Genomic DNA, 20,519 nt, shown 5'->3' on the forward strand with positions numbered 1-20,519 from the left:
CTGCGGCTATTGGATCTACTGGGGCTTCCAGTCGGCCACCAGTTCCGGCAATCCCGGAAGGCGCTCCTTCAGGTCATCGATCCGCGCCTGGCTGAAACCGCGTCGGCCGACGAGCTCCGCGGCGAAGAAGTCCAGCGTGCGGTCGACCTCCGTGAGGCTGGGCGCACGGTTGAGGTGCCCGTGGAGCATCCCCGCGGCGAGATACCTGCGTACGCGCACGCCGGACTCTTCGAGCTGCGTCGCGAGCAGGTCGCCGGAGGGCCGCAGGTCGTCGTATTCGGACACGGCGATGGCGGTCGGCGGAAGGCCTCCGAGGTCGGCCGTGCCGGGAAGAGCAGCCAGCGGCAGCGCGGTGAGGCGGCCGACATAGTCGCGCACCATCTGTTCGATGTCCGCGGGGGTGAACCGCACACCTGCTTGACCCGGGCCATCCAGGTCGGGTCGATGGTGTAGTCGGGGGCGGCGCCCTCGTGCCCGCTCCAGGTCACCGGCAGCCGGATGCTCTTGTAACCGAGGGACTTGATCTTCTGGAGGTACTGCTGGTTGATCAGCGGGTTGCCCCAGGAAGTCTCGGTCGGGATGGCGTCGAGGGTGTTGCCGATGTTGTAGCCGGGCTGCATGGCGGCGACGAACCTGGTCGCGGCGTTCGTCGGCGCGGGAGTGCTTTCAGCGCGCTGCGACGCGGCAACAAAGCGGTTCGTCGCGGCGTTCGCCGGGACCGCCGCCGCGGAGACGCCGGCGAACAGCAGGCCGGCGAGACCGACGACGGCCGCACCGGACCGCCTTCGGGTTCTGGACAAGACAGCAAGCCGCACGAGACCTCCTGGGTGAGTGGATCCGGGGACAGCGCGGGCCTTGAGAGCCTTAATGCTTTCGCTACTATGAAGAGAAAGTTTCGCCCTGGCTGCGCGACGGAGGCTACTAGCCCCTCGGCTGGAGAGCAAGCACCCGGAGCCAACACCTCTGATGAATGAACTGTTTCAGCCTTCATCTATTCGACTAAGGGCTCTTAACTCTTTCATTGATCTGATGTCTGGCCTTGACCGCGGTCGGCTCCGGGTGAAACATGTGCGTGACCGGACACGTGGACGCTTTCCCGACTGTTTCGGAGACCTCCCGATGACGAACCCTGTGACCCGGCGCGCCGTGCTCACCGGCACGGCGGCGGCCTTGACCGCCGCGAGCGTCGCCTCCGGCGGCGAGAGCCCGGCCGCCGCTGCCCAAGCCGCCCCCGCCAAAGCCGCCGCCGCGCAGCCGAATCCGCTGGTCCCGCTGCGGATACCGAAACTGGACCAGGGCATGTGGCAGCAGCCGGACTCGACGATCCAATGGATGCGCGACACCCGCCTGGGCATGTTCATCCACTGGGGCGTCTACGCCGGCCCCGCGCACGGCGAGTGGTACATGCACTCGGCCGCGATCACACCCGCCGCGTATCAGAACTTCGTGACGCAGACCTCGTCGCAGCAGTTCACCGCCGACGCCTACCGCCCCTCCGACTGGGCCGCACTGGCCAAGCAACTCGGTGCCGGCTACACCGTGCTGACCGCGCGGCACCACGACGGTTTCGCATTGTGGCCCAGCAGCTACCCCTTGAGCTGGAACGCAGGGCAGGCTCCGCTGAAGCACGATTTCATCAGGGACTACGTCGCGGCGGTACGCGCCGCAGGGCTTCGGGTCGGCCTGTACTACTCCCCCATCAACTGGCGCTACCCCGGCTACTACGACGTCACCGGCACGAACTGCGCCGCCAACCCCTGGGGCTACACCACAGACCCGGCGCACCACGAGAACGCCCGGCTGATGAAGGAAGAGGTCTACCAGTGCGTCAAGGAGCTGGTCACCCAGTACGGGGCGCTCGACGACTTCTGGTGGGACGGCGGCTGGCTGGCCGAGCAGGGCACTGACGCCGACGCGTCGTTCTTCTGGGAGCCGGGTCGCTACCGGGACTCCGGCAACGGCTGGCAGGTGGACGCCGCGTACGGCGCCACCGAAACGGGCACGGGACTGCCGCTGGGGCTGACCGGCCTGGTCCGCCAGAACCAGCCGACGGCGACCTCCACACCCCGATCGGGCTGGATCGGCGACTACGACGTCGACGAGGGCGGCGGCGTGCCCACCGGCCGCCTGCGATCCGGCCACCTGGTTCAGAAGACGTTCAGCGTCGGCAGTACCTGGGGCTACAACTCCGACGGCTACGTGATGAGCTACGCCAACGCGATGTCCCTGCTGGTCAACAGCTTCATCCGGGACATGTGCGTGCTGATCAACGTGGGTCCGGACCGCCACGGCACCGTCCCGGCGAACCAGGCCGCCCTCATGGCGCAGCTCGGGACGTTCATGAAGGCCAACGGCGAGGCGGTCTACAACACCCGTGGCGGACCCTGGGACCCGGTCGACGGCCAGTACGGCTTCACCTTCAGCGGGTCGACCGTCTACGTGCACCTGCTGCCCGGCTACTCCGGAAACTCCTTCACAACGCCGGCATTGGGCGACGCCCACGCCGTGCGCGCCTACGACGTCGTCTCGCACGCCTCGCTCCCGCTCAGCGTCACCAGCGGGAACCAGGCCACGCTCAGCGGCATCGACCGCACCCGCTACCCGGACGACACCATCGTCGCGCTCGTCCTGGACCGGCCGGTCGTCCCCGCCGACATCGCCCGCGGCCACACCACCAATGCCGACAGCGTGGAAACAGCACACGGCAACCTCACCTCCAACGCCGTGGACGGCGACACCTCCACCCGCTGGTGCGCGAGCGACGGCGCGACCGGCCACTGGCTGACCGTCGACCTCGGCGGCGTCCACACGGTCACCGGGGCGCGCGTCGCCTGGGAGTTCGACGGCCACCGCTACGGCTACCGGATCGACGGCTCCACCGACGGATCGGCCTGGACGACCCTTTCCGACCAGACTTCGACGAGCAGCACCTCCCAGGTCCAGACCGTCGACTTCGGTGCGGCCACGCGCTACCTGCGCATCACGGTGACCGCCCTCGACGCCGGCTGCTGGGCCTCGATCCGCTCGTTCGAGGTCTACGACCGGCCGTTCTACGACCCTTCGCTGTAGCTGATCAGGCCCGGGGACCTCGGCCGGCCGCCGGACGATCCCGGCCCGCATCCCGGCCGGCCGGCGGCCGGCGCCGCTTCATCGGCCCAGCCATCCGCCGTCGACCGGCAGGATCGTGCCGTGCAGGTACGCGGCGGCGTCCGAGGCGAGGAAGACGGTCGCGCCGGCGAGGTCGTCGGCGGTCCCCCAGCGGGCGGCCGGGATGCGGGCCAGGATCGCCGCGCTGCGCTCCGGGTCGTCCCGCAGTGCCTGGGTGTTGTCCGTGGCGATGTAGCCGGGGGCGATGGCGTTGACGTTGACGCCGTGCGGGGCCCACTCGTTCGCCAGCGCCTTGGTCAGGCCGGCGATGCCGTGCTTGGCGGCGGTGTATCCGGGCACGGTGATGCCGCCCTGGAAGCTGAGCAGCGAGGCGGTGAAGACGATTTTGCCCCGGCCGCGCTCGACCATCGTCTCCCCCACGGCGCGGGCGAGCGCGAACTGCGCCGACAGGTTGACCTGCAGGACCAGGTCCCAGTCGGCGTCGGAGTGCTGGGCGGCGGGGGCGCGGCGGATGGTGCCGGCGTTGTTGACCAGGATGTCGACCGGCCGTTCGCGCCCGGCCAGGTCTGCCCCCAGTGCCGTGACGGCGGCGGCGTCGGAGAAATCGGCCTGGATCGCTTCGAAGGCGCGCCCGGCGGCGGTCACGTCCTTCTCCACGTCGCTGCCGGAGGCCTCCAGGTTCGCGCTCACGCCGATGATGTCCGCACCGGCCTCGGCCAGCGCGCGGGCCATGACCCGGCCGATGCCGCGGCGGGCGCCGGTGACCACGGCCAGACATCCGGTCAGGTCGAATCGGTTCGAGCTCATGCCGCACCCTCCGATGCGGATTCGGTGCAGTCCACCAGCACCTTCACGTCGCCCCCTGCCTCCAGCGACTGGAACGCCCCCAGCGCGTCGGCGAGCGGCACGACCTTGCTGATCAGCTGTTCGGCTGGGATCGTGCCCTCGGCGACCAGCTTCACAGCGGTCTCGAAGTCCTCCCGGTCGTACAAGCGAGCGCCGATCAGTGTCAGCTCACGCCAGAAGAAGCGGTGCAGGTTCACCGGCCGGGGCTGCGAATGGATGGCCACCAAGCACAACCGGCCCCGCACGGCCAGCACGTCCACCGCTGTCTGCACGCCGGCCTCGGCGCCGGAGACTTCGAACGCAATGTCCGCACCGGCCTCGCCTGTCCATTCGCGCACGCACTCGGGTACGTCGTCGGCGCCGGGATCCCACGTGCTCAGACCCAGCTGCTCGGCCAGCCGCCGCCGATGGGCGTTCGGTTCCACCACCCGGACCTCGCCGCCCGCGGCCCGGGCGACCAGGGCGATCAGGACCCCCACCGGTCCCCCGCCGACCACCACCACCCGATCGCCGTCGCGCACCCCGGCGCGGCCGACGTCGTGCACGGCCACGGCCGTCGGCTCCACCAGCGCCGCCCGGTCCAGCGGCAGCGTCTCCGGCAGCCGGACGAGCGTCGAGGCCGGCACGGCCCAGCGCTGCTGCATCGCCCCGGGCGAGTCGATGCCGATGAAATCAAGGTTCTGGCAGACATGGCTGTAGCCGCGCAGACAGGCCGGGCAGGTTCCGTCCCAGCGCAGCGGCATCACGGTGACCGGGTCGCCCGGTGCGAAGCCCTCGACGCCGGGCCCGACGCGCACCACCCGGCCGGACATCTCGTGTCCGAGCACGGCGGGCGTCTTGACCCGCGCGTCCATGTCGCCGTGGAAGATGTGCAGGTCGGTGCCGCAGATCCCGACGTAGGCCGGGGCCAGCTCGACGAAGCCGGGCTCCGGGGGCGCCGATTCGGCGGGACCGGTGGTGAGCGTGCGGGCCGCCGTGTACCGCACGGCCAGCGGGGCCGTCATCGTGTCAGCATCCTTCCGAAGGCGAAGTCGAAGTCAGGTCGTCGCCGAGGTGCCAGATCTCCGGCAGATCAGCCCAGCGGCTGCCGTCAGCGGACTCCGGCCTGGGGATCTGGCAGGGGTCGGTGAAGGTCCACCACCGCTGCGTCTCGGGGTCCGCCTTGATGGTCTCGAGGTCGGCGGCGAAATCCTCGCCGTGGTACTCGTAGTAGGCGAAGAGCATGTCCCCGTGGAGGAAGATGCTGTAGTTGCGGATGTGCGCCGCTCGCAGTGCGGCTTCGACTCCCGGCCAGACTTCGCGGTGCAGTGCGAGGTACTCCTCGCGCCGCTCCGGTACCAGGCGGGCGACTTGGGCTATGCGCTGCATCTCAGGCCTTTGCTCTCGGGCGGGTGTCGGGCGAAGAGGCGGCGTGGACCTGGTAGACGCGTTCTGCGTTGGTGCGCAGAACCGCCTCGGCAGTCGCCGCGGGATACCCGGTGAGCGCCTCGCGGACCAGGCCCAGCCAGTCCTCATAGGAGGTGACCTGGGTCATCACCGGCCAGTCACTGCCGTACAGGCAGCGCTCGGGCCCGAACACCTCCAGTGCGCCGCGCAGCAGCGAGATCACCTTGGTCCGCAGCGTGCTCACGGGGAGTTCGGTGGCCAGCCCGGAGAGCTTGGCCACGACGTTGCCGTGCCCGGCCAGCCGGGCCAGCGCCTGCCGCCAGGGCCGGTGCCGGGTGGCCGACGTCGGCTTGCCGAGGTGGTCCAGGACGATCGTGGTGTCCGGACACGCCGCGACGAGATCGATCAGTTCGGGCAGCTGGTGCTCCCGCACGCACGCGTCGAACGGCAATCCGGCGGCGCCGAGCAGACGTATCCCTTCCCGCAGGCCGCGGTCGGCCAGAAAACCCGACGGCTCGTCCTGCACGTTGCGGCGCACGCCGACGACGAACGGGTCGTCCGCGTACCGGCCGAAATGGATGTGGGAATCCAGTACCGCAGGGTCCTGATCGCGTTCGGTCATTCCGGACCACCGGCCTGCTCGCCGTCGAAGGGCGTGCGATATGACGGCTGCCGAGTGCGCAGCTCCAGGCTCAGAGTCAGACGTACGCGCGTGGATCGGGGCAGCTCGACGGTGAGCCAGGAGCCGCCGGCATCGATCGACTCGGCGGTCTCGGCCGGTTGCCGATGCCCGTAGTCGTACAGGTCGCCGATCCATGAGGGGTCTTCGCAGGCCGTGTAGCCGACGGTGGTGATGGTGTGCTCTGCGAAGGCTCCCGCCTGCACGATCACCGTGCGCGCGTGTTCCGGGTCGAGGTTCACCAGCTCCACGACCGTCGCCCGCGGATCGATGCTCGACACCAGTGCCGCAACCGAGGGCGGCAGTCCGGGGCGGCGGGCGTCGGCGTCGTAGTAGCGCACGCGCGCCTGCTGGAGGCCGCCGTTGTACAGGACCTGCGGTCCGCCCCAGGTGAGCTGGACGAGGGCCTCGGTGGCCACCGGGTTCGACTGCTGCCACAGGTGGATGTCGGCCTCGGGCACGTCCAGGTCCCGGTAGCGCTCCATCCGGGTCAGGCGGTGACGGACCTGGGCCTGCGCGGTGGCCAGGATGCGCTCGGGGTAGCCCGGATCGTCGCCGGCCAGGAAGGCGAACCATGACTCTTCGTGTCCGGATTCCTCCTTGCTGCGGAAGGGGCGGATCACGCTCCAGTCGATGCCCGCGGCGTCCCGCAGCCGTTCGATGCGCTCGCGGTCGGCGGCAGAGGCGGTGTGGTGCCACAGCGCGGCCGGCACGACCAGCGGCATCGGGTTGTAGTCGAACCAGCCGTCGTCGCCGTACCGGTACGGGACGTGCAAGGTGTCGGTGGCGACGTCGTCGAGCAGCTGGATCGTCCACTTGGACTGCAAGCTGGAGTCGGCGTCCTTGAACGCCATCGTCTTGCCCTGCGCGATGACCCCGTCGAGCGTGGAGGCCACCAGGTCCAGGTAGGAGTCGTCGCCGGTGACCGTGGCGGCGGCCAGGGCGGCGACCGCGGCGGCGGGTCCGACGCTGTGCCAGCCGTGCGGCCAGTTCCAGCCGTAGTGGCCGCCGTACCAGCGCCCCTCCAGCAGGCCGCCGACGGTTCCGTCCGGGGCGACGTTGTCGGGGATGAAGCCGCCGTTGGCGACGGTCCGTTCCCGCCACGCGCCGACGTACTCCGTGATCCAGTCCCGATAGCGCTCCTCGCCGGTGAGGATCAGAGCGTTGAGGGCCAGTCCCGTGGCCGCCAGGTTCACCGCGGTGTCGCCGACGCCCATGCGCAGCCGCATCTGTTCGCCCAGCCGCGGATCCTTGTCCAACGACGGGGGCTCGTCCAACGGCGGGGGCTCGGCGCCCGCGGGCAGGATCCAGTTCAGGGGGAAGCCGTACATGTCGGCTTCCTTGGGCAGCCACGGGTAGCTGTCGCTGTCGGACAAGCCTTCCCGCTGCGGATCGCTGCCGTTGTGGGGACGGGTGATGATGTGGTGCTCGGCGTCGTAGTTGCCGCGCGCGGGATCGATGTAGAGCTCTGCGAAACGGACTGCGCGCTCGCGCCAGCGCTCAGGAGCGGCCATGCACAGGAAGTAGAACAGCAACAGGCTCTCGCCCTGGTGGAACCAGTCGTACCCGCGCTCGTACTCGTCGCGCAGCATGCCGAGGTCGGTCAGCTGACGGGTAACGCCCTCCCAGTGCCGCTCCGAGGCGGCCAGCAGGTCGTCGGCACCGCCGAGCAGATACAGCTGCGGCCAGTTGAAGAAGACCTCGTAGAAGTCGTCGCCGCCGTCGCGGGTGGACAGCGTCCCGTTGTACTTGAGCTCGCCGCCGGGCCCGGTGAAGTCCTCGGCGAACCGCCGCCACGACCGGTCCAGCAGGTCGAACAGCTCACGCTGTGCGAGCGCCCACCCGGGCGGTTCGAGCAGCGGCACCGAGGCCGTGATGACGGGATGCATATGGGCTTTCTCCGTTTCGGTGGAGCGTTCAGCTTTTGGTGGCGCCGGCGAGCATGCCGGTCACCAGGAAGCGCTGGGAAAACAGGAAGACGAGCAGGACCGGGGTGATCGCCAGCAACGTCGCCAAAGCGAGTTCCGGGCGCTGCACGGCCAGATCCCCGACGGTCGGGTTGAACTGCGGCACGTCGTCGAGCAGCGTGCCCAGCCCCACCTGGACCGGCAGCTGGTTGCTCTGCGGCAGCATGACGTAGGGCAGGAAGTAGTTGGTCCAGTTGGCCACGAAGCTGAAGAACCCGACCAGCGCCACGATCGGGGCGGCCAGCGGCAGGGCGACCCGGCGGAAGACGCCGAACTCGCTGCAGCCGTCCAGCCGCGCGGCCTCCAGCAGCTCCCTGGGAAGCGCGGTGCTGAAGTAGATGTAGGCCAGATACACGCCGAACGGGTAGAACGCGTACGGCAGGATGATCGACCACATCGACCCGATCAGGTGCACCGCGTTGACTTCCAGGAACAGCGGCACGACCAGCGTCGCGTTCGGCATGAGCATCACCACGAGCGTGGCGATCAGCAGCATGCGCCGTCCCCGGAACTCGGTCATCGCCAGCGCGTAGCCGGCGGGGATCGCCACGACCAGGGTGATCACGAGCGCCAGGAACGAGTAGACCGCGGAGTTGCGCAGCCACTGGAACATCGCGTCGCCCTGGTAGGAGGTCAGCGCGTCCCAGTTGGCCCGCAGCGCGTGCCAGGACCCGAACGACAGCGGGTTGCCGTGCACGAGCTGGTCGTCGGTCTTGGTCGCGGCGAGCACCAGCCAGAGCACCGGCAGGACGAAGAAGACCACGAACAGCCCGAGCACCAGGGCCGGCAATGGATTGCGCGACCTGCGCGGGGCCGCACCGCGCAATCGTCTCGACTCCGCGGCCGGCAGCACAGCCGTCCGGGTGCGGAAAGACGATACGGCCGGATGTCCCTCAGTCGGCATCGAAGAACCCCGATCTGGCGACGAACAGCGCGGCCACGACCAGGCCGACGAGCAGGAGCTCGACGGAAATGGCCGCGGCGGTGTTCACGTCGTTGTTCTGGAAGGCGAAGTCGTAGGAAAGCTGGTTCAGCGAGTAGTCGCGGCCCGCGACGCCGACGCTGGCCTGCGCGAGCAGTTGCGGTTCGACGAACAGCTGGGTACCGCCGGCGAAGGCGAGGATCACCATGTAGACGATCCACTTGCGCAGCATGGGGATCTGGATCCGCCGCGCGGTCTGCCAGGCGCCCGCGCCGTCCAGGCGCGCGGCCTCGATGACCTCGTGCGGGATGTTGTTCAGCGCCCCGTGCATCACCACGATCCACCCGCCGGCGCCGGTCCAGAACGCGATCAGGGTGAACAGGATCGGCAGATGACCGGGGGCGACGACCTGGCCGAAGGTGTCGAACCCCATCGCCTTGAGCAGGAAGCTCACCGGGCTGACCGAGGGGTCGAGCACGAACAGCCACACCATCACGCCCGCCGCGCCGGCCAGCGCGCCCGGGATGTAGTACAGGAACCTCAAAGCCTTGCTCACGCCACGCGCGGACAGCCGGTGCAGCAGCAACGACAACCCGACCACCAGGACCACCAGGGCCGCCAGCCAGAACACCAGATACAGCGCGACGTGTCCGACGGCCGGGGCGAAGCGGAAGTCCGAAGCAGCCCGGGAGAAGTTCGACAGGCCCGTGAAGCGGGCGTTCCCGTCGGTGAAGGCGAAGTAGACCGCGTAGCAGGTGGGCACGATGCCGAAGGCGATCAACAGCACCACATAGGCGGCGACGAAGCCGTGGCCGGCCCGGCCGGGCCACAGCGCGCGCGAGGTGCCGCGCCGCGCTGTGGTCCGGCCGGTGGTCGCGGAGGGCGTGCTCACTTCGACGCCACCTGGTATCCGTCGGCCTTGGCGTGGTCCACGATGGAGTCGTGCCAGGCCGGCAGCAGGGAGCTGATGCTCTTGCCGGCGGTGACGCCCGGGGTGACCGTGGCCGCCCAGACCGCCTCCTGGCTGAACTGGCCGTAGCCCCAGCCGGTCCACACCTGGCCGGCGGCGGCCGTCAGCGGCGCGGTGATGTCGTCGGCGTAGTAGCCGGAGGCGGCCTGCGCCGCCAGCCAGGTCTTGGCCGCCGCCGTGTACGCCGGGTAGCCGGGGGCGAGCTTGCCCTGGTAGTCGTCGGAGGTGGTGACCCAGGTCAGGAAGTCGGTCGCGGCCTTGAGGTTCTTGCTGTGCGCCGAGACCAGCCAGGTGCCGCCGCCGACGTTGCCCACCGAGGGGCTGGAGTCGCCGGCCCACTGCGGCATCGGCGCCACGCCGAGCTGGCCGGCCGGGGTCTTGAAGGTGCCCTGGAACAGCGCGCCGCCGTACCACGACGGGCCGGGCATCATCAGGATCTTGTCGGCCTCGTTCTTGTCGAAGTCGGAGCTGAAGACGCTGGAGGTCGACATGGTCTTGTTCTGGATGAGGGTGTCCAGCAGGGACGCCATCTTGGCGCAGTCCGCGCTGGTCGTGTCGACCGTGACGGCCTTGGCTCCGGTGATCTGGTTGGCACCGCACTTGCTCGCCCACATGTAGATCTCGGGCGTGAAGGTGTCACCCGCGGCGCCGACCAGGTAGCCCGGGTGTTCGGTGGCGACCTTCTGGCCGAGCGCCTGGTACTGCTCCCAGGTGGTGGGGACCTGGTAGCCCCACTGCTTCATGAGCTTGTCGTTGTACCAAAGGACGGTCTGTGACAGGTCGTTGCGCAGGCAGTAGAGGGTGCCGTCCACGGTGCACGGCGCGTTGGCGTTGGTGGCCCAGCCGTCCAGCGTGGCCTGCGGTATCAGCCCCTTGTTCAGCGGGGCTGCGAACCCGGCGGGCACCGCCCAGGGGGCTTCGTTGTTCTCCGCGCTGAAGACGACGTCGGGCCACCCCGAACCGGTCCGGTTGAACAGGCTGACCTTGGTCTGCAGGTAGTTGGACCCGTTGGCGTCCCCGTCGTAGGTGACGATGTCCATCTTCACTTCGGGATGGTCTTTCTGGTACAGCTGCGCGGCGGCCAGCCGGGTGGAGTCGACCCACACCGTCAGGGTTCCGCCGGTCTGCTTGGCGGGCTTGAAGCTGCCGCCGGTACCGGCCGTGCCGGCCTTGCCACTGCTGGTGCCGCAGCCGGCGGCGCCGAGGGCGAGCAGGGCTGCGATCGCCAGCAGCCCGGCGTGACATTTCACGTTCATGAACGACTCCACTGCGCTGGGGCACCGCCGAGCTTCGCTGGGCGGACCGGACGGGGAATATGTGTCTTACTCATCGGGTGGCAACGACGCACTGTGGGCCGTCGCGCCGGTGTTGCCGAGCAGTTACCGGTAACACACCTGCCGGGTTAGCTTGTGGCACACATAACAGCTGCGCATTGGCCCGCGCGTCAAGAGGCCGGTCCAAGATCTTTGGATGCGCCGGCCGTCCTGACTCCGAAAATGCCCGCATTCATCCCGACATGGCCGCACGCATCACACCGATGAGTATGATCTATCTGGCTCCAGATGACCCCCACATGTATGCTCCTTGGCACCACGACGAAGGAGAGACACCGTGGACGGCACACCCGTCCTGGCCGGAGACGGTGCGTCCACAGCGAAACAGGACGAAGCACGCACCGACACCTACCGTCCAGGCTATGAACTGATCGCCGAGCGGATCCTGCAGCTGATCGCCGAGTCGCAGCTGCGGCCGGGCGACCGGATGCCGACCGAGAACGAGCTGGCCACCCGGCTGGGCGCGAGCCGCACCGTGGTCCGCGAGGCGCTCAAGATCCTCTCGGCCCTCGGCCGGGTCCGCGCGCAGAAGGGCCGCGGCCTGTACGTCGCCGACGACGAGGGCCTGCTGGGCTCCTCCCGATGGGGCGGCTTCTTCCTGCCGGCGGACCTGGACCACGTCTACATGCTCTTCGAGTTCCGACGGGTCCAGGAGACGGCAGCCAGCAGCCTGGCCGCGACCCGGGCGACGCCGGCCGAACTGCGCGCCATCGAGTCGGCGGCGGCGCTGTGCGAACAGGGCCACCTGACCGGGCAGGCCGCGCTGTTCGATCGCGGGGACGACGATTTCCACCTCGGCATCGCCACCGCCTCGCACAACCCCTTCCTGCTCACCGCGGTCCGCGAGGCCCGCCGTCTGCAACGCCAGTCCAGCACCATCGGCCTGCACGGCGCGATCGGCAGCCACGCCGCCGAGGCGATCACCGAGCACGCCGCGATCTACGAGGCGATCCGCGACGGGGACCCGGAGGCCGCGTCCGCCGCTGCCGGCGTGCACTTGGACAAGACGCTTGAGGACTATCGGCGGGAGATACAGCGGCGCTTGTTCGGCTGAGGAGTCGAACCGATTCGGTGCTGATCCACCGGACACCCTCTCGCCAGATGAAGGTGCCGGGCGCGGCATCGCACCGCGCCCGGCCCCTGTCAGGGTTCCGCGCCGGTCAGCCGACCGCGATCGCGAAGACGTGCATCGCGGTCTGGTTGATCAGGGCCGTGCCGACGTTCGGCAGGGTCAGATACTTGATGGTCTTGCCGGGGATCAGCGAGACCGTGTCCGCGTAAAGGCTTACCTGGTTGTGTTGCGCTCCGCTGGGTTGGTTCAGATACGGCAGGGTGACCAGGACGCCGCCGCCGGACGCCGCCGAGTTGGTCCACCAGTCGCTGTAGGCGAGGCTGAACGGCTGGGTGGTGCCGTCGCTGTAGGTGATCACGGCGGTGCCGGAGGCTGATAGACCAGCGCCGGATCCCAGGTCATCGTCGAGGCCAGATTGGTCGGGAAGCCGGTGGCGTGCGGCCCGCCGGTCGCGCCGCCGTTGTTCGAGTCCGCTCCCAGCAGGTTGATGCCGTGCTGGCCCTCGCTCCAGTACGTGTACGACTGCACGCCCAGGCGCGGGCTGGCCGGCGCGCTGTTGGTGTGCAGCTGTGCCACCTTCTCCGGCAGCGTCATCCGCGAGACCAGGTCCGCGGCACGTTCGGCGAACGAATAGTGCGTATCGAGGTAGATCGGTGGTGCCCCGCTGCTCTTCGCGGCACCCGCCGCGGAGTTCGCGGGCGCCGCCGCCATGAGCGACGCCGCCAGCACGGCGGTGGCGCCCAGCGCGACCAGCCGCCGCGACGAGCCGATCAAGGTCATGGTGCCTCCTTGTTGTGTTGGCGTATCAAGCGCCTTACTTCCAAGGCAAGGACAACGGCTTCCCGAGCGCCCCCTCAAGCACCCGGGAAGCCGGTCGGCCTCACTGCCTCACGAGCACGCGGCTCCGTTGACGGTGAAGCTGGTCGGAGAGCTGTCGTTCGCGGTGAACGTCCCCTGGAACCCGAAGGACGTGTTCGCTCCCGGAGCGATCGAGCTGTTGTAGGACACGTTCGCGGCGCTGACGTTCGCCCCGTTCTGCGTGGTGGTGGCGCTCCAGGCGTTGGTGATCTTCTGATCGCCCGGGAAGGCCCAGGCCACGGTCCAGCCGTTGATCGCCGTCGTTCCGGTGTTGCTGACGGTGACGTTGGCGGTGAACCCTCCGGGCCATTCGTTGGTTCTGGTGTAGTCGACATGGCAGGTGCCGCCTGTCGAACCACCTCCGGTCACGGTCCAGGTGAACGCGGCCGAGCCGGTCGCGCCGGTGCTATCGGTCGCGGTGACCGTCACCGGGTAGGTGCCCGCCGCGCTCGGCGTCCCGCTGATCAGGCCGGAGGAGGAGATCGACAGCCCGGTGGGAAGTCCGGCGGCCGAATAGGTCAGCGTCTGGCCGGCGGCGGAGTCGGTGCCCTGGATCTGCGGGCCGGTGACCGCCGTGCCGACGGTGCCGGTCTGGGAGCCCGGGTTGGCCACGGTGACGGTGTTGCCGCTCACTGTCCCGCCGGGGATCACGTACGTCACCAGCGAGCGGCCCGGCACGGTCGCGCTGAAGGCGCCGCCGGCGACCGTCGACGTGCCCTGGGCCGCGACGGTGTTCGAGTTGTTCGTCAGGTACGGGGTCACGGTGGCGCCGTTCGCCACGCCGGTGTTCGCCAGCGAGTAGGTGATCGGGTCGGCGCCGCTGCCGGTGTTGAGGGCCACGATCGCCAGGGAGCCGTCAGGGTTCTTGAACGCGCTCAGCTGCACCGCGCTGGTCGAACTGCTCGCTCCGACGCGGACGGCGCCGGGGTGGATGTAGCGGCTGAAGTTGGCGAAGGCCCATAGCCGGCCGGTGGGGATCACCGAGCTGCCGTTGATCTCCAGCAGGCCTTCGTTGTCACCGTTCTCCGAGGGGGTCGTGCTGCCCCACCAGTAGAGGTACGCGCTGAGGTTCGCGCCGGTCAGTCCCTGCTGGATGTTCTGGGCCCAGGTCATGCCGGAGGCGTCGGAGCCGTCGTCCCAGGCGGTGCTGAAGCCCTCGAAGGTCGACCACTCGGTCTCCCAGGCCTGCTTGTTCCACCCCGGCAGCGGCGAGGTCGGCGCGCCGCTGTAGCCGTGGCCGGTGGCCACCGCGGTGTCGGCCAGCGCGGTCGGGTCCGCCTCGATCGCGGCGGCGTACTGGCCGGCCTTCGGCCAGCCGGTTGCGGCACAGCAGGAGACCTGGGTGGACAGGCCGGAGTTCTTCACCGTCGGCCCGAGCACGTCCAGCACGCTGGCCATCTGCGCCGGACTCATCGTCATGCTGTCGTAGTTGGCGCTGAAGTCCGGCTCGTTGGAGGGACCGACATACGTCAGCGGCACTCCTGCCGCGGCGTAGTCCTTGGCGTACTGCACCAGATAGTTCGCGTACGCCTGGCGCCAGTCACCGCTGGAACAGGAGGCTCCCGCCGAACCGCAGACCTGGCCGCCGTTGTCCGCGGAGTTGTTGGTCTTCATGTAGCCGGGCGCGCTCCAGGCGTCGGCGTAGACGTTCGTGACGCCGTAGCGGGCCTTGATCTGCTGGGCGAACCACAGCTGGCCCTGGTCCTGGTTCGTCTGCGACATCGGCAGGTAGGACGGCGCCGCATTCGGGCCGCCGGGGTTGTTCGGCTCGATCGTGTTGCCCTGGTCCGCGCCGATCTCGTTGCGCAGGATGGTCAGCCCGGCTCCGGTGGTCGGGCTGTACAGGTCCGCCAGCGCCTGCTGCTGGACCGACGACGAGGCGTTCATGACCGTGCCCGCCTCGCCGAACGCCTCGGAGGCGCCGAACCCGGCCATGGTCTGGTAGGTCGTCGCTCCGTTGATCGTCGCGCTGTCCGCCGCGTACGCCGTGCCCGACGGGATCACGGCCGCCGCCACACACGTGCCCACCACGCTCAGGCTCGCGGCGAGCGACACGATCTTTCGTCGACTGGTACGTCTGGTACGTCTTGCTAGGAAAAACATGCTGGTGCTCCTTCCACTAAGGGTTCGAGCCAAAAACGGTGTTCGAGCCAAAAACGGTGCTACCGGTGCTATCCGAGCGTCCATTGCTGGTTGCCGCCGCCGTTGCACGACCAGAGCTCGACCAGCGCGCCGTCGGCGGTGGAGGCTCCGGTCACGTCCAGGCACAGGCCCGACTGGACGCCGGTGACGGTGCCGTTGGAGTTGATGGTCCACTGTTGGTTGCTCTGGCCGTTGCAGGACCACAGGATCGCCTTGGTGCCGTTGGCGGTGCCCTTGCCGTTGGCGTCCAGGCACAGCGTGGTGCCGCCGACGGTGACCGTCAGCTCGTTGGAAGCGTTGTGCGTCCAGGTCTGGTTGGCCTGGCCGTTGCAGCTGTAGATCTGCTGCTGGGTGCCGAGCGTGGTGGTGGAGTTCGGGTCGTCCAGGCACTTGCCCGCGGCGACGGCGTGCAGCCCACCACTGGTGCCGGTGGTGGTTCCGCTGACCGTCCAGGTGAAGCTGGCGCTACCGGATGCGCCAGTGGTGTCGGTGGCGCTCGCGACGGTGGTGAAGGTGCCGCCACTGGCCGGGGTCCCGGAGATCAGGCCGCCGGAGGAGATCGACAGGCCCGGCGGAAGGCCGGTCGCGCTGTAGGTCAGAGTCTGCCCGGCCGCGGAATCGGTGGCGTGGATCTGCAGGGCGCTGATCGGGGCGCCGGAGGCGGCGCTCTGGTTGCCGGGATTGGTGACGGTGACCGTGTTGCCCCCGGTGGAGCTGCCGTCCAAGCCCATGAAGTGGATGGCGTAGGCGGCCATCTGGGTGCCCTGGATCGGCAGCTGGTGGCCGGCGCCGACGATGCTGTACGCCTCGACCTCTGTGGTGCCCGAGCTGTTGGTGTAACGGGTCCGGTTCCAGTTGGCGACCGGGGTGTCACTCGACGACGGGGTCTGACTCACCCCGAGCACGTTCGTCCACTGCTTGATCTCTTCGCCGAGGTTGTTGTAGTTCAGGGTGGTGTCGGCGGTGCCGTGCCACAGCTGCATCCTCGGCCGCGGACCGCTGTACCCGGAGTCCGCGTTGCGCACCAGATCGCCCCACTGCTGCGGGGTCATGGAGACCTGGCCGCCGGCGCAGGGCCCGTTCCAGCCGCGCACGGTGCCGGTGTAGAAGCAGTGGTAGGGCACGCCCATGAAGGCCGCGCCCGCCTTGAACACGTCCGGGTAGTCGGCGAGCATGACGTTGGTCATCATCCCGCCCGACGATTCGCCGGTGACGTACACGGCGTTCGGGTTCCCGCCGTAGTGCTGCTCGGTATACGTGATCATCGACATCAGCCCGACCGGGTCGCTGCCGCCGTTGCGCGTCAGCGCCTGGTCGGAGGAGACGTCCCAGCAGCTGCCGCCGGGGTTGGTCGAGGGGTAGATGACGACGAAGCCGTACTGGTCGGCCAGCTTGCCGAAATCGGTGCTGGAGTACAGGTAGGGACCAGAGCCCTGACATCCGTGCAGAGCCAGCAGGATCGGCGGATCGGGTTTGACGTTGTCCGGGACGTACAGGTACATCGCCAGGTTGCTCGGGTTGGTGCCGAAGTTCGTGATTTGGGTCAAGGAGGCTGCGGCGGCGTGAGGCGCGGCCGGCAGGCTCACCCCGACCGCGGCCGCGACGGCCACGAGCAGGCCTAACACGCGGGACTTCACAGAGCGGTATCGCAGCATGGGACCTCTTAGTCCGTGGGCGAATGTTAGCGGTAACAGCTAGTTGGCCCCGGTATCTGATGAAGCGTCAATACCTGTCCCGACTCCACGCCCCGGAGCTGGGTCGAATCGATTCGCGTTCCGGAAGTTTCACGGCCGGGCCGCTCAGTGCCCTGAGGTCTGACCGAGCGCGATCGCCGTCCACGAAACCGGCGGGAGCTCGACGGTGAGCACGCCATCTGAGACGGTCGCGCCCGGATTCGGATGCGGGACCACCCGCTGCTGCTCGGCGAGCGTGTTCTTCGCGTACACGTCGGGATCGGCGAGCGTGAGCGCCTCGACGACCCCCACGGGGCCGAGGCTGCGCACGTCGACCGTGACCTGCGCGGTCCGCGCCGTGTCGCGGTTGACGAGGAAGACCGCGGCCCGGTCCTCGTCCACTGTCGCCACGGCGTCGATGACAGAGGCCTCACCGTGGCGCGCCGTGCCATACGTCGGCGCCTCGATCACCGGCCGGACGACCTCGCCGGCGGCGAGGCGGCTGGTGATCGAGAACGGATGGAACGTCGTCTGCCGCCACGCCGGGCCGCCCGGCTCGGTCATGATCGGCGCGATCACGTTGACCAACTGCGCCAGCGACGCCGAGGTGACGCGGTCGCTGCGTTTGAGCAGCGTCATCAACAGGTTGCCGACCACGACCGCGTCGGCCACGGTGTAGACGTCCTCAAGCTGCCGGGGGGCATGGCGCCATTCGTGGTTCACCTCCTCGGACTCCTGGTGCTCCTTGAGGTACCAGACGTTCCACTCGTCGAAGGAGATATTGATCTTCTTCGGGGAACGCTTCTTGTGGCCGACATGGTCCGCGGTCGCGATGACGGCGTCGATGAAGAAGTCCATGTCGACCGCCGAAGCGAGGAAGGAGCCGAGGTCGCCGTCGAGCTCCTGGTAGTACGCGTGGCAGGAGACGTAGTCGACGTGGTCGTAGCTGTACTCCAGGACCGTGCGTTCCCAGTCCCCGAACGTCGGCATGCCCGATCCCGAGGAGCCGCAGACGACGAGTTCCAGGTCCTTGTCAGCCATCTTCATCGCGGCGGCGGTCCGGGCGGCGGTCTTGCCGTAGTCCTCCGCCGTCATGAAACCGGTCTGCCACGGCCCGTCCATCTCGTTGCCGAGACACCACATGCGCACGTTGTGCGGATCCGGCGTGCCGTTGGCGACGCGCAGATCCGACAGCGCGGTGCCGGACTGATGGTTGGCGTACTCCAGCAGGTCCAGAGCGGGCAGGATGCCCCGGGTGGCGACGTTGACCGCCAGCATCAGCTCCGAGTCGGTGAGCTTGAGCCACCTGGCGAACTCGTCCAGGCCGACCTGGTTCGACTCCAGCGAGTGCCAGGCGAGGTCGCGGCGCACCGGACGTTTCTCGCGCGGACCGACCGAGTCCTCCCAGCGGAAGCCGGAGACGAAGTTGCCGCCCGGGTAGCGGATCGTCGTGCTGCCGAGCTCCCGGACGAGTTCGACGACGTCCATCCGGAAGCCGTCAGCGTTCGCGCTCGGATGCTCCGGCTCGTAGATCCCGGTGTACACGCAGCGGCCGAGGTGCTCCACGAACGAGCCGAACGTGCGGCGCCGAACCGGCGCGATGACGGCCTGCTTGTCGAGCTCGATGTGGGCGCGGTACACGGCCGACGTCATCCCTTCACCGCACCGGTGAGGCCGCCGACGATCCGCTTCTGGAAGATCGAGAAGAAGACCAGCGCGGGCACCATCGCCAGCGAGGTGAACGCGAGCACCTTCGCGGTGTCCTGCGAGTACTGCGAGGAGAACGCCTGGACGCCCAGCGGCAGGGTGAAGTTCGCCTGCGAGTTGAGGATGTACAGCGGCAGGACATAGTTGTTCCAGCTGTTGATGAACGCCAGGATGCCGACGGTCACCACGCCGGGCAGGGACAGCGGCATCACCATGCGGAAGAAGAAGCCGAGCCGGCTCGCCCCGTCGATCGTGGCGGCCTCCTCGATCTCCTTGGGGATGGCCCGCAGGAACGGCACCAGGATGATCACGGTCGTCGGCAGGCCGAAGGCGATCTCCGGGACGATCACCCCGGCCAGGTTGTCGACCAGGCCCAGGTCCTTGATCACGATGTACAGCGGGGTGATCGCGATGACCAGCGGGAACATCAGGCCGGCCGCGAACAACGAGTACATCGCGCCTTTGAGCTTGAAGTCGTACCGCGCGATCACGAAGCTCACCATCAGGCCGAGGATCACGATGCCGGCGGTACTGGCCAGCGCGACAACGGTGGAGTTCGCGAACTCGCCCCAGAACGTGTTCGACTTCAGCACGTTGGCGTAGTTGCTGAAGACCCAGGGGTGCGGCAGGCCGGCCGGGCTCGTGGTGATCTGCGAGTTGGTGCGGAATCCGCCGACCACGATGTAGAGCACCGGGGCGACGCAGACCGCGATGAACAGCAGCGCGGCGAAGTAGGTGAAGGGACTCCCCCACTTCGCCGGCTTCTCACGGTCGACGCGGCGGTTGCCGGACTTCTTCGGCCTGGCCGCGGAAGGGGACCAGGAGTCGGCGGTCCTCACGCTCATCAGCTGGCTCCTTCGGTGATGGCGCCCCGGAGGTCACGGCGCAGGACGAAGCGCTGGTAGATGAGCGCGACAACAAGCGAGATCAGGAACATCACGACCGCCACGGCGCTGCCGTAGCCGTAGTTGCCCGCCGATCGGCCCTGGGCGACCATGTAGATCGCCATGGTCGAGGTGCCGGCGGTGCCCGAGACGTACTGGCCCCAGATGATGTAGACCAGGTCGAACAGCTGCAGCGAGCCGATGATCGACAAGAACGCCCAGATGCGGATCGTCGGTCCCAGCAGCGGCAGCGTGATGCGGCGCTGGACCTGCCAGTAGGACGCGCCGTCGATCTGGGCGGCCTCGAAGAGCTCCTCCGGGATCGACTGCAGCCCGGCGAGCATCAGGATCACCGCGAAGCCGATGTACTTCCAGGAGATGATCGCCATCAGCGTCCACAGCGCCAGCTTCGGGTCGGCGATCCAGTCGTGCTGCAGGGAACCCAGGCCGATGTGCTTGAGCAGGTCGTTGGCGGCGCCGCTGCTCTGCAGCATCAGGGACCAGCCGGTGCCGACGATGACCTCGGAGATCACGTAGGGCACGAAGATCAGGATCCGGATGATCGACCGGCCGCGGATCCGCTGGTTGAGCAGGATCGCCAGGAAGATGGCCAGCGGGCCCTGGATGACCAGCGAGAGCACCAGGATCAGGAAGCTGTGCCACAGGACCTGCTGGAACGCCGGGTCGGTGAGGATCAGCCGGTAGTTGTTCAGCCCCACCCAGTCGGTGGCCGCGCCGTACCCCTGCCATTTGTAGAAGCCGTAGTACGCGGCGAGCACGACCGGAAAGATCACGAACGCCACGAACACGATGATCGGCGGTCCGGACAGGACCGCTATCTCCAGGCGCATCCGGCCTCGGCCGCGGCGGCGGCGCGGGGCCGGGGAGGCGGCCGCGGCGGCCTCCCCGACTCCGTCCGTGCCCTGCCACTGGCGGTCGGCGTCCGTGTCAGTACCCAGGGTCTCGCTCAT

At 68.7% G+C, this 20,519-nt stretch carries 17 protein-coding genes and 2 pseudogenes; 2 read left to right on the top strand and 17 right to left on the bottom strand.

The features are described 5' to 3' along the window. Positions 1-15 precede the first annotated feature (15 nt). Both ABIA35_RS32385 and ABIA35_RS32390 read right to left on the bottom strand, forming a co-directional pair. Positions 16-411: an alpha/beta hydrolase fold domain-containing protein gene (locus tag ABIA35_RS32385; RefSeq protein WP_370360455.1), complete on the bottom strand. Its 396-nt coding sequence runs from the start codon at positions 409-411 to the stop codon at positions 16-18. Positions 412-470: 59 nt separating this feature from the next. Next, positions 471-620: pseudogene (locus ABIA35_RS32390) on the bottom strand (cellulase family glycosylhydrolase); the annotation flags it as partial. A 499-nt stretch (positions 621-1,119) separates the two neighbouring features. Between ABIA35_RS32390 and ABIA35_RS32395 the strand changes: the two are divergent. Continuing rightward, the gene (locus tag ABIA35_RS32395; RefSeq protein WP_370360456.1) at positions 1,120-3,069 is read left to right on the top strand and encodes an alpha-L-fucosidase; all 1,950 of its coding nucleotides are present in this window, start codon (positions 1,120-1,122) and stop codon (positions 3,067-3,069) included. A gap of 78 nt (positions 3,070-3,147) precedes the next feature. On the opposite strand, the gene ABIA35_RS32400 is transcribed toward ABIA35_RS32395, so the two are convergent. From ABIA35_RS32400 to ABIA35_RS32435, 8 genes are read right to left on the bottom strand one after another with little or no spacing between them, the layout of a single operon-like run. Further along, entirely contained in the window at positions 3,148-3,915 is a 768-nt protein-coding gene (locus ABIA35_RS32400) for an SDR family oxidoreductase (protein ID WP_370360457.1), read from the bottom strand. After that, positions 3,912-4,958 carry a zinc-binding dehydrogenase gene (locus ABIA35_RS32405; RefSeq protein ID WP_370360458.1) on the bottom strand — a complete coding sequence of 349 codons (1,047 nt, stop codon included), beginning with the start codon at positions 4,956-4,958 and terminating at the stop codon, positions 3,912-3,914. Before ABIA35_RS32405 ends, ABIA35_RS32400 begins: the two co-directional genes overlap by 4 nt. 4 nt (positions 4,959-4,962) lie before the next feature. After that, a complete protein-coding gene (locus ABIA35_RS32410; protein WP_370360459.1) occupies positions 4,963-5,322 on the bottom strand; it encodes an L-rhamnose mutarotase in 360 nt (119 codons plus the stop codon). A gap of 1 nt (position 5,323) precedes the next feature. Further along, positions 5,324-5,962: an amidohydrolase gene (locus ABIA35_RS32415; protein WP_370360461.1), complete on the bottom strand. Its 639-nt coding sequence runs from the start codon at positions 5,960-5,962 to the stop codon at positions 5,324-5,326. Then, positions 5,959-7,908, bottom strand: coding sequence for a hypothetical protein (locus ABIA35_RS32420; protein WP_370360462.1), 1,950 nt, complete (start codon positions 7,906-7,908; stop codon positions 5,959-5,961). The genes ABIA35_RS32415 and ABIA35_RS32420 overlap by 4 nt, the downstream gene beginning before the upstream one ends. 28 nt (positions 7,909-7,936) lie before the next feature. After that, entirely contained in the window at positions 7,937-8,890 is a 954-nt protein-coding gene (locus ABIA35_RS32425; RefSeq protein WP_370360464.1) for a carbohydrate ABC transporter permease, read from the bottom strand. Further along, complete coding sequence (locus ABIA35_RS32430; RefSeq protein ID WP_370360466.1) at positions 8,880-9,800, bottom strand: carbohydrate ABC transporter permease; 921 nt, start codon at positions 9,798-9,800, stop codon at positions 8,880-8,882. The genes ABIA35_RS32425 and ABIA35_RS32430 overlap by 11 nt, the downstream gene beginning before the upstream one ends. Beyond that, positions 9,797-11,134 (bottom strand): ABC transporter substrate-binding protein, encoded by a 1,338-nt coding sequence (locus tag ABIA35_RS32435; RefSeq protein ID WP_370360467.1) that lies wholly within the window; start codon positions 11,132-11,134, stop codon positions 9,797-9,799. The genes ABIA35_RS32430 and ABIA35_RS32435 overlap by 4 nt, the downstream gene beginning before the upstream one ends. Positions 11,135-11,582: 448 nt before the next feature. Between ABIA35_RS32435 and ABIA35_RS32440 the strand changes: the two genes are divergently transcribed. Then, positions 11,583-12,266: a FadR/GntR family transcriptional regulator gene (locus ABIA35_RS32440; RefSeq protein WP_370360539.1), complete on the top strand. Its 684-nt coding sequence runs from the start codon at positions 11,583-11,585 to the stop codon at positions 12,264-12,266. Positions 12,267-12,372: 106 nt separating this feature from the next. Here ABIA35_RS32440 and ABIA35_RS32445 read toward each other — a convergent pair whose 3' ends face one another. From ABIA35_RS32445 to ABIA35_RS32475, 7 genes and pseudogenes are all read right to left on the bottom strand, one after another. After that, on the bottom strand, positions 12,373-12,642 hold the full coding sequence (locus tag ABIA35_RS32445) for a hypothetical protein (protein WP_370360468.1): 270 nt from the start codon (positions 12,640-12,642) through the stop codon (positions 12,373-12,375). Positions 12,643-12,656: 14 nt separating this feature from the next. Next, positions 12,657-13,064, bottom strand: a pseudogene (locus ABIA35_RS32450) (beta-glucosidase); the annotation flags it as partial. A gap of 108 nt (positions 13,065-13,172) precedes the next feature. Next, on the bottom strand, positions 13,173-15,197 hold the full coding sequence (locus ABIA35_RS32455) for a cellulose binding domain-containing protein (protein ID WP_370360469.1): 2,025 nt from the start codon (positions 15,195-15,197) through the stop codon (positions 13,173-13,175). A 116-nt stretch (positions 15,198-15,313) separates the two neighbouring features. Further along, a complete protein-coding gene (locus ABIA35_RS32460) occupies positions 15,314-16,939 on the bottom strand; it encodes a PHB depolymerase family esterase (protein ID WP_370360470.1) in 1,626 nt (541 codons plus the stop codon). 144 nt (positions 16,940-17,083) lie between these two features. Further along, a complete protein-coding gene (locus ABIA35_RS32465; RefSeq protein WP_370360471.1) occupies positions 17,084-18,610 on the bottom strand; it encodes an alpha-N-arabinofuranosidase in 1,527 nt (508 codons plus the stop codon). Next, positions 18,607-19,509: a carbohydrate ABC transporter permease gene (locus ABIA35_RS32470; RefSeq protein WP_370360472.1), complete on the bottom strand. Its 903-nt coding sequence runs from the start codon at positions 19,507-19,509 to the stop codon at positions 18,607-18,609. Before ABIA35_RS32470 ends, ABIA35_RS32465 begins: the two co-directional genes overlap by 4 nt. Continuing rightward, on the bottom strand, positions 19,509-20,519 hold the full coding sequence (locus tag ABIA35_RS32475) for a carbohydrate ABC transporter permease (protein ID WP_370360474.1): 1,011 nt from the start codon (positions 20,517-20,519) through the stop codon (positions 19,509-19,511). The genes ABIA35_RS32470 and ABIA35_RS32475 overlap by 1 nt, the downstream gene beginning before the upstream one ends.

Source organism: Catenulispora sp. MAP12-49 (assembly GCF_041262705.1).
Classification (GTDB): Bacteria; Actinomycetota; Actinomycetes; order Streptomycetales; family Catenulisporaceae; genus Catenulispora.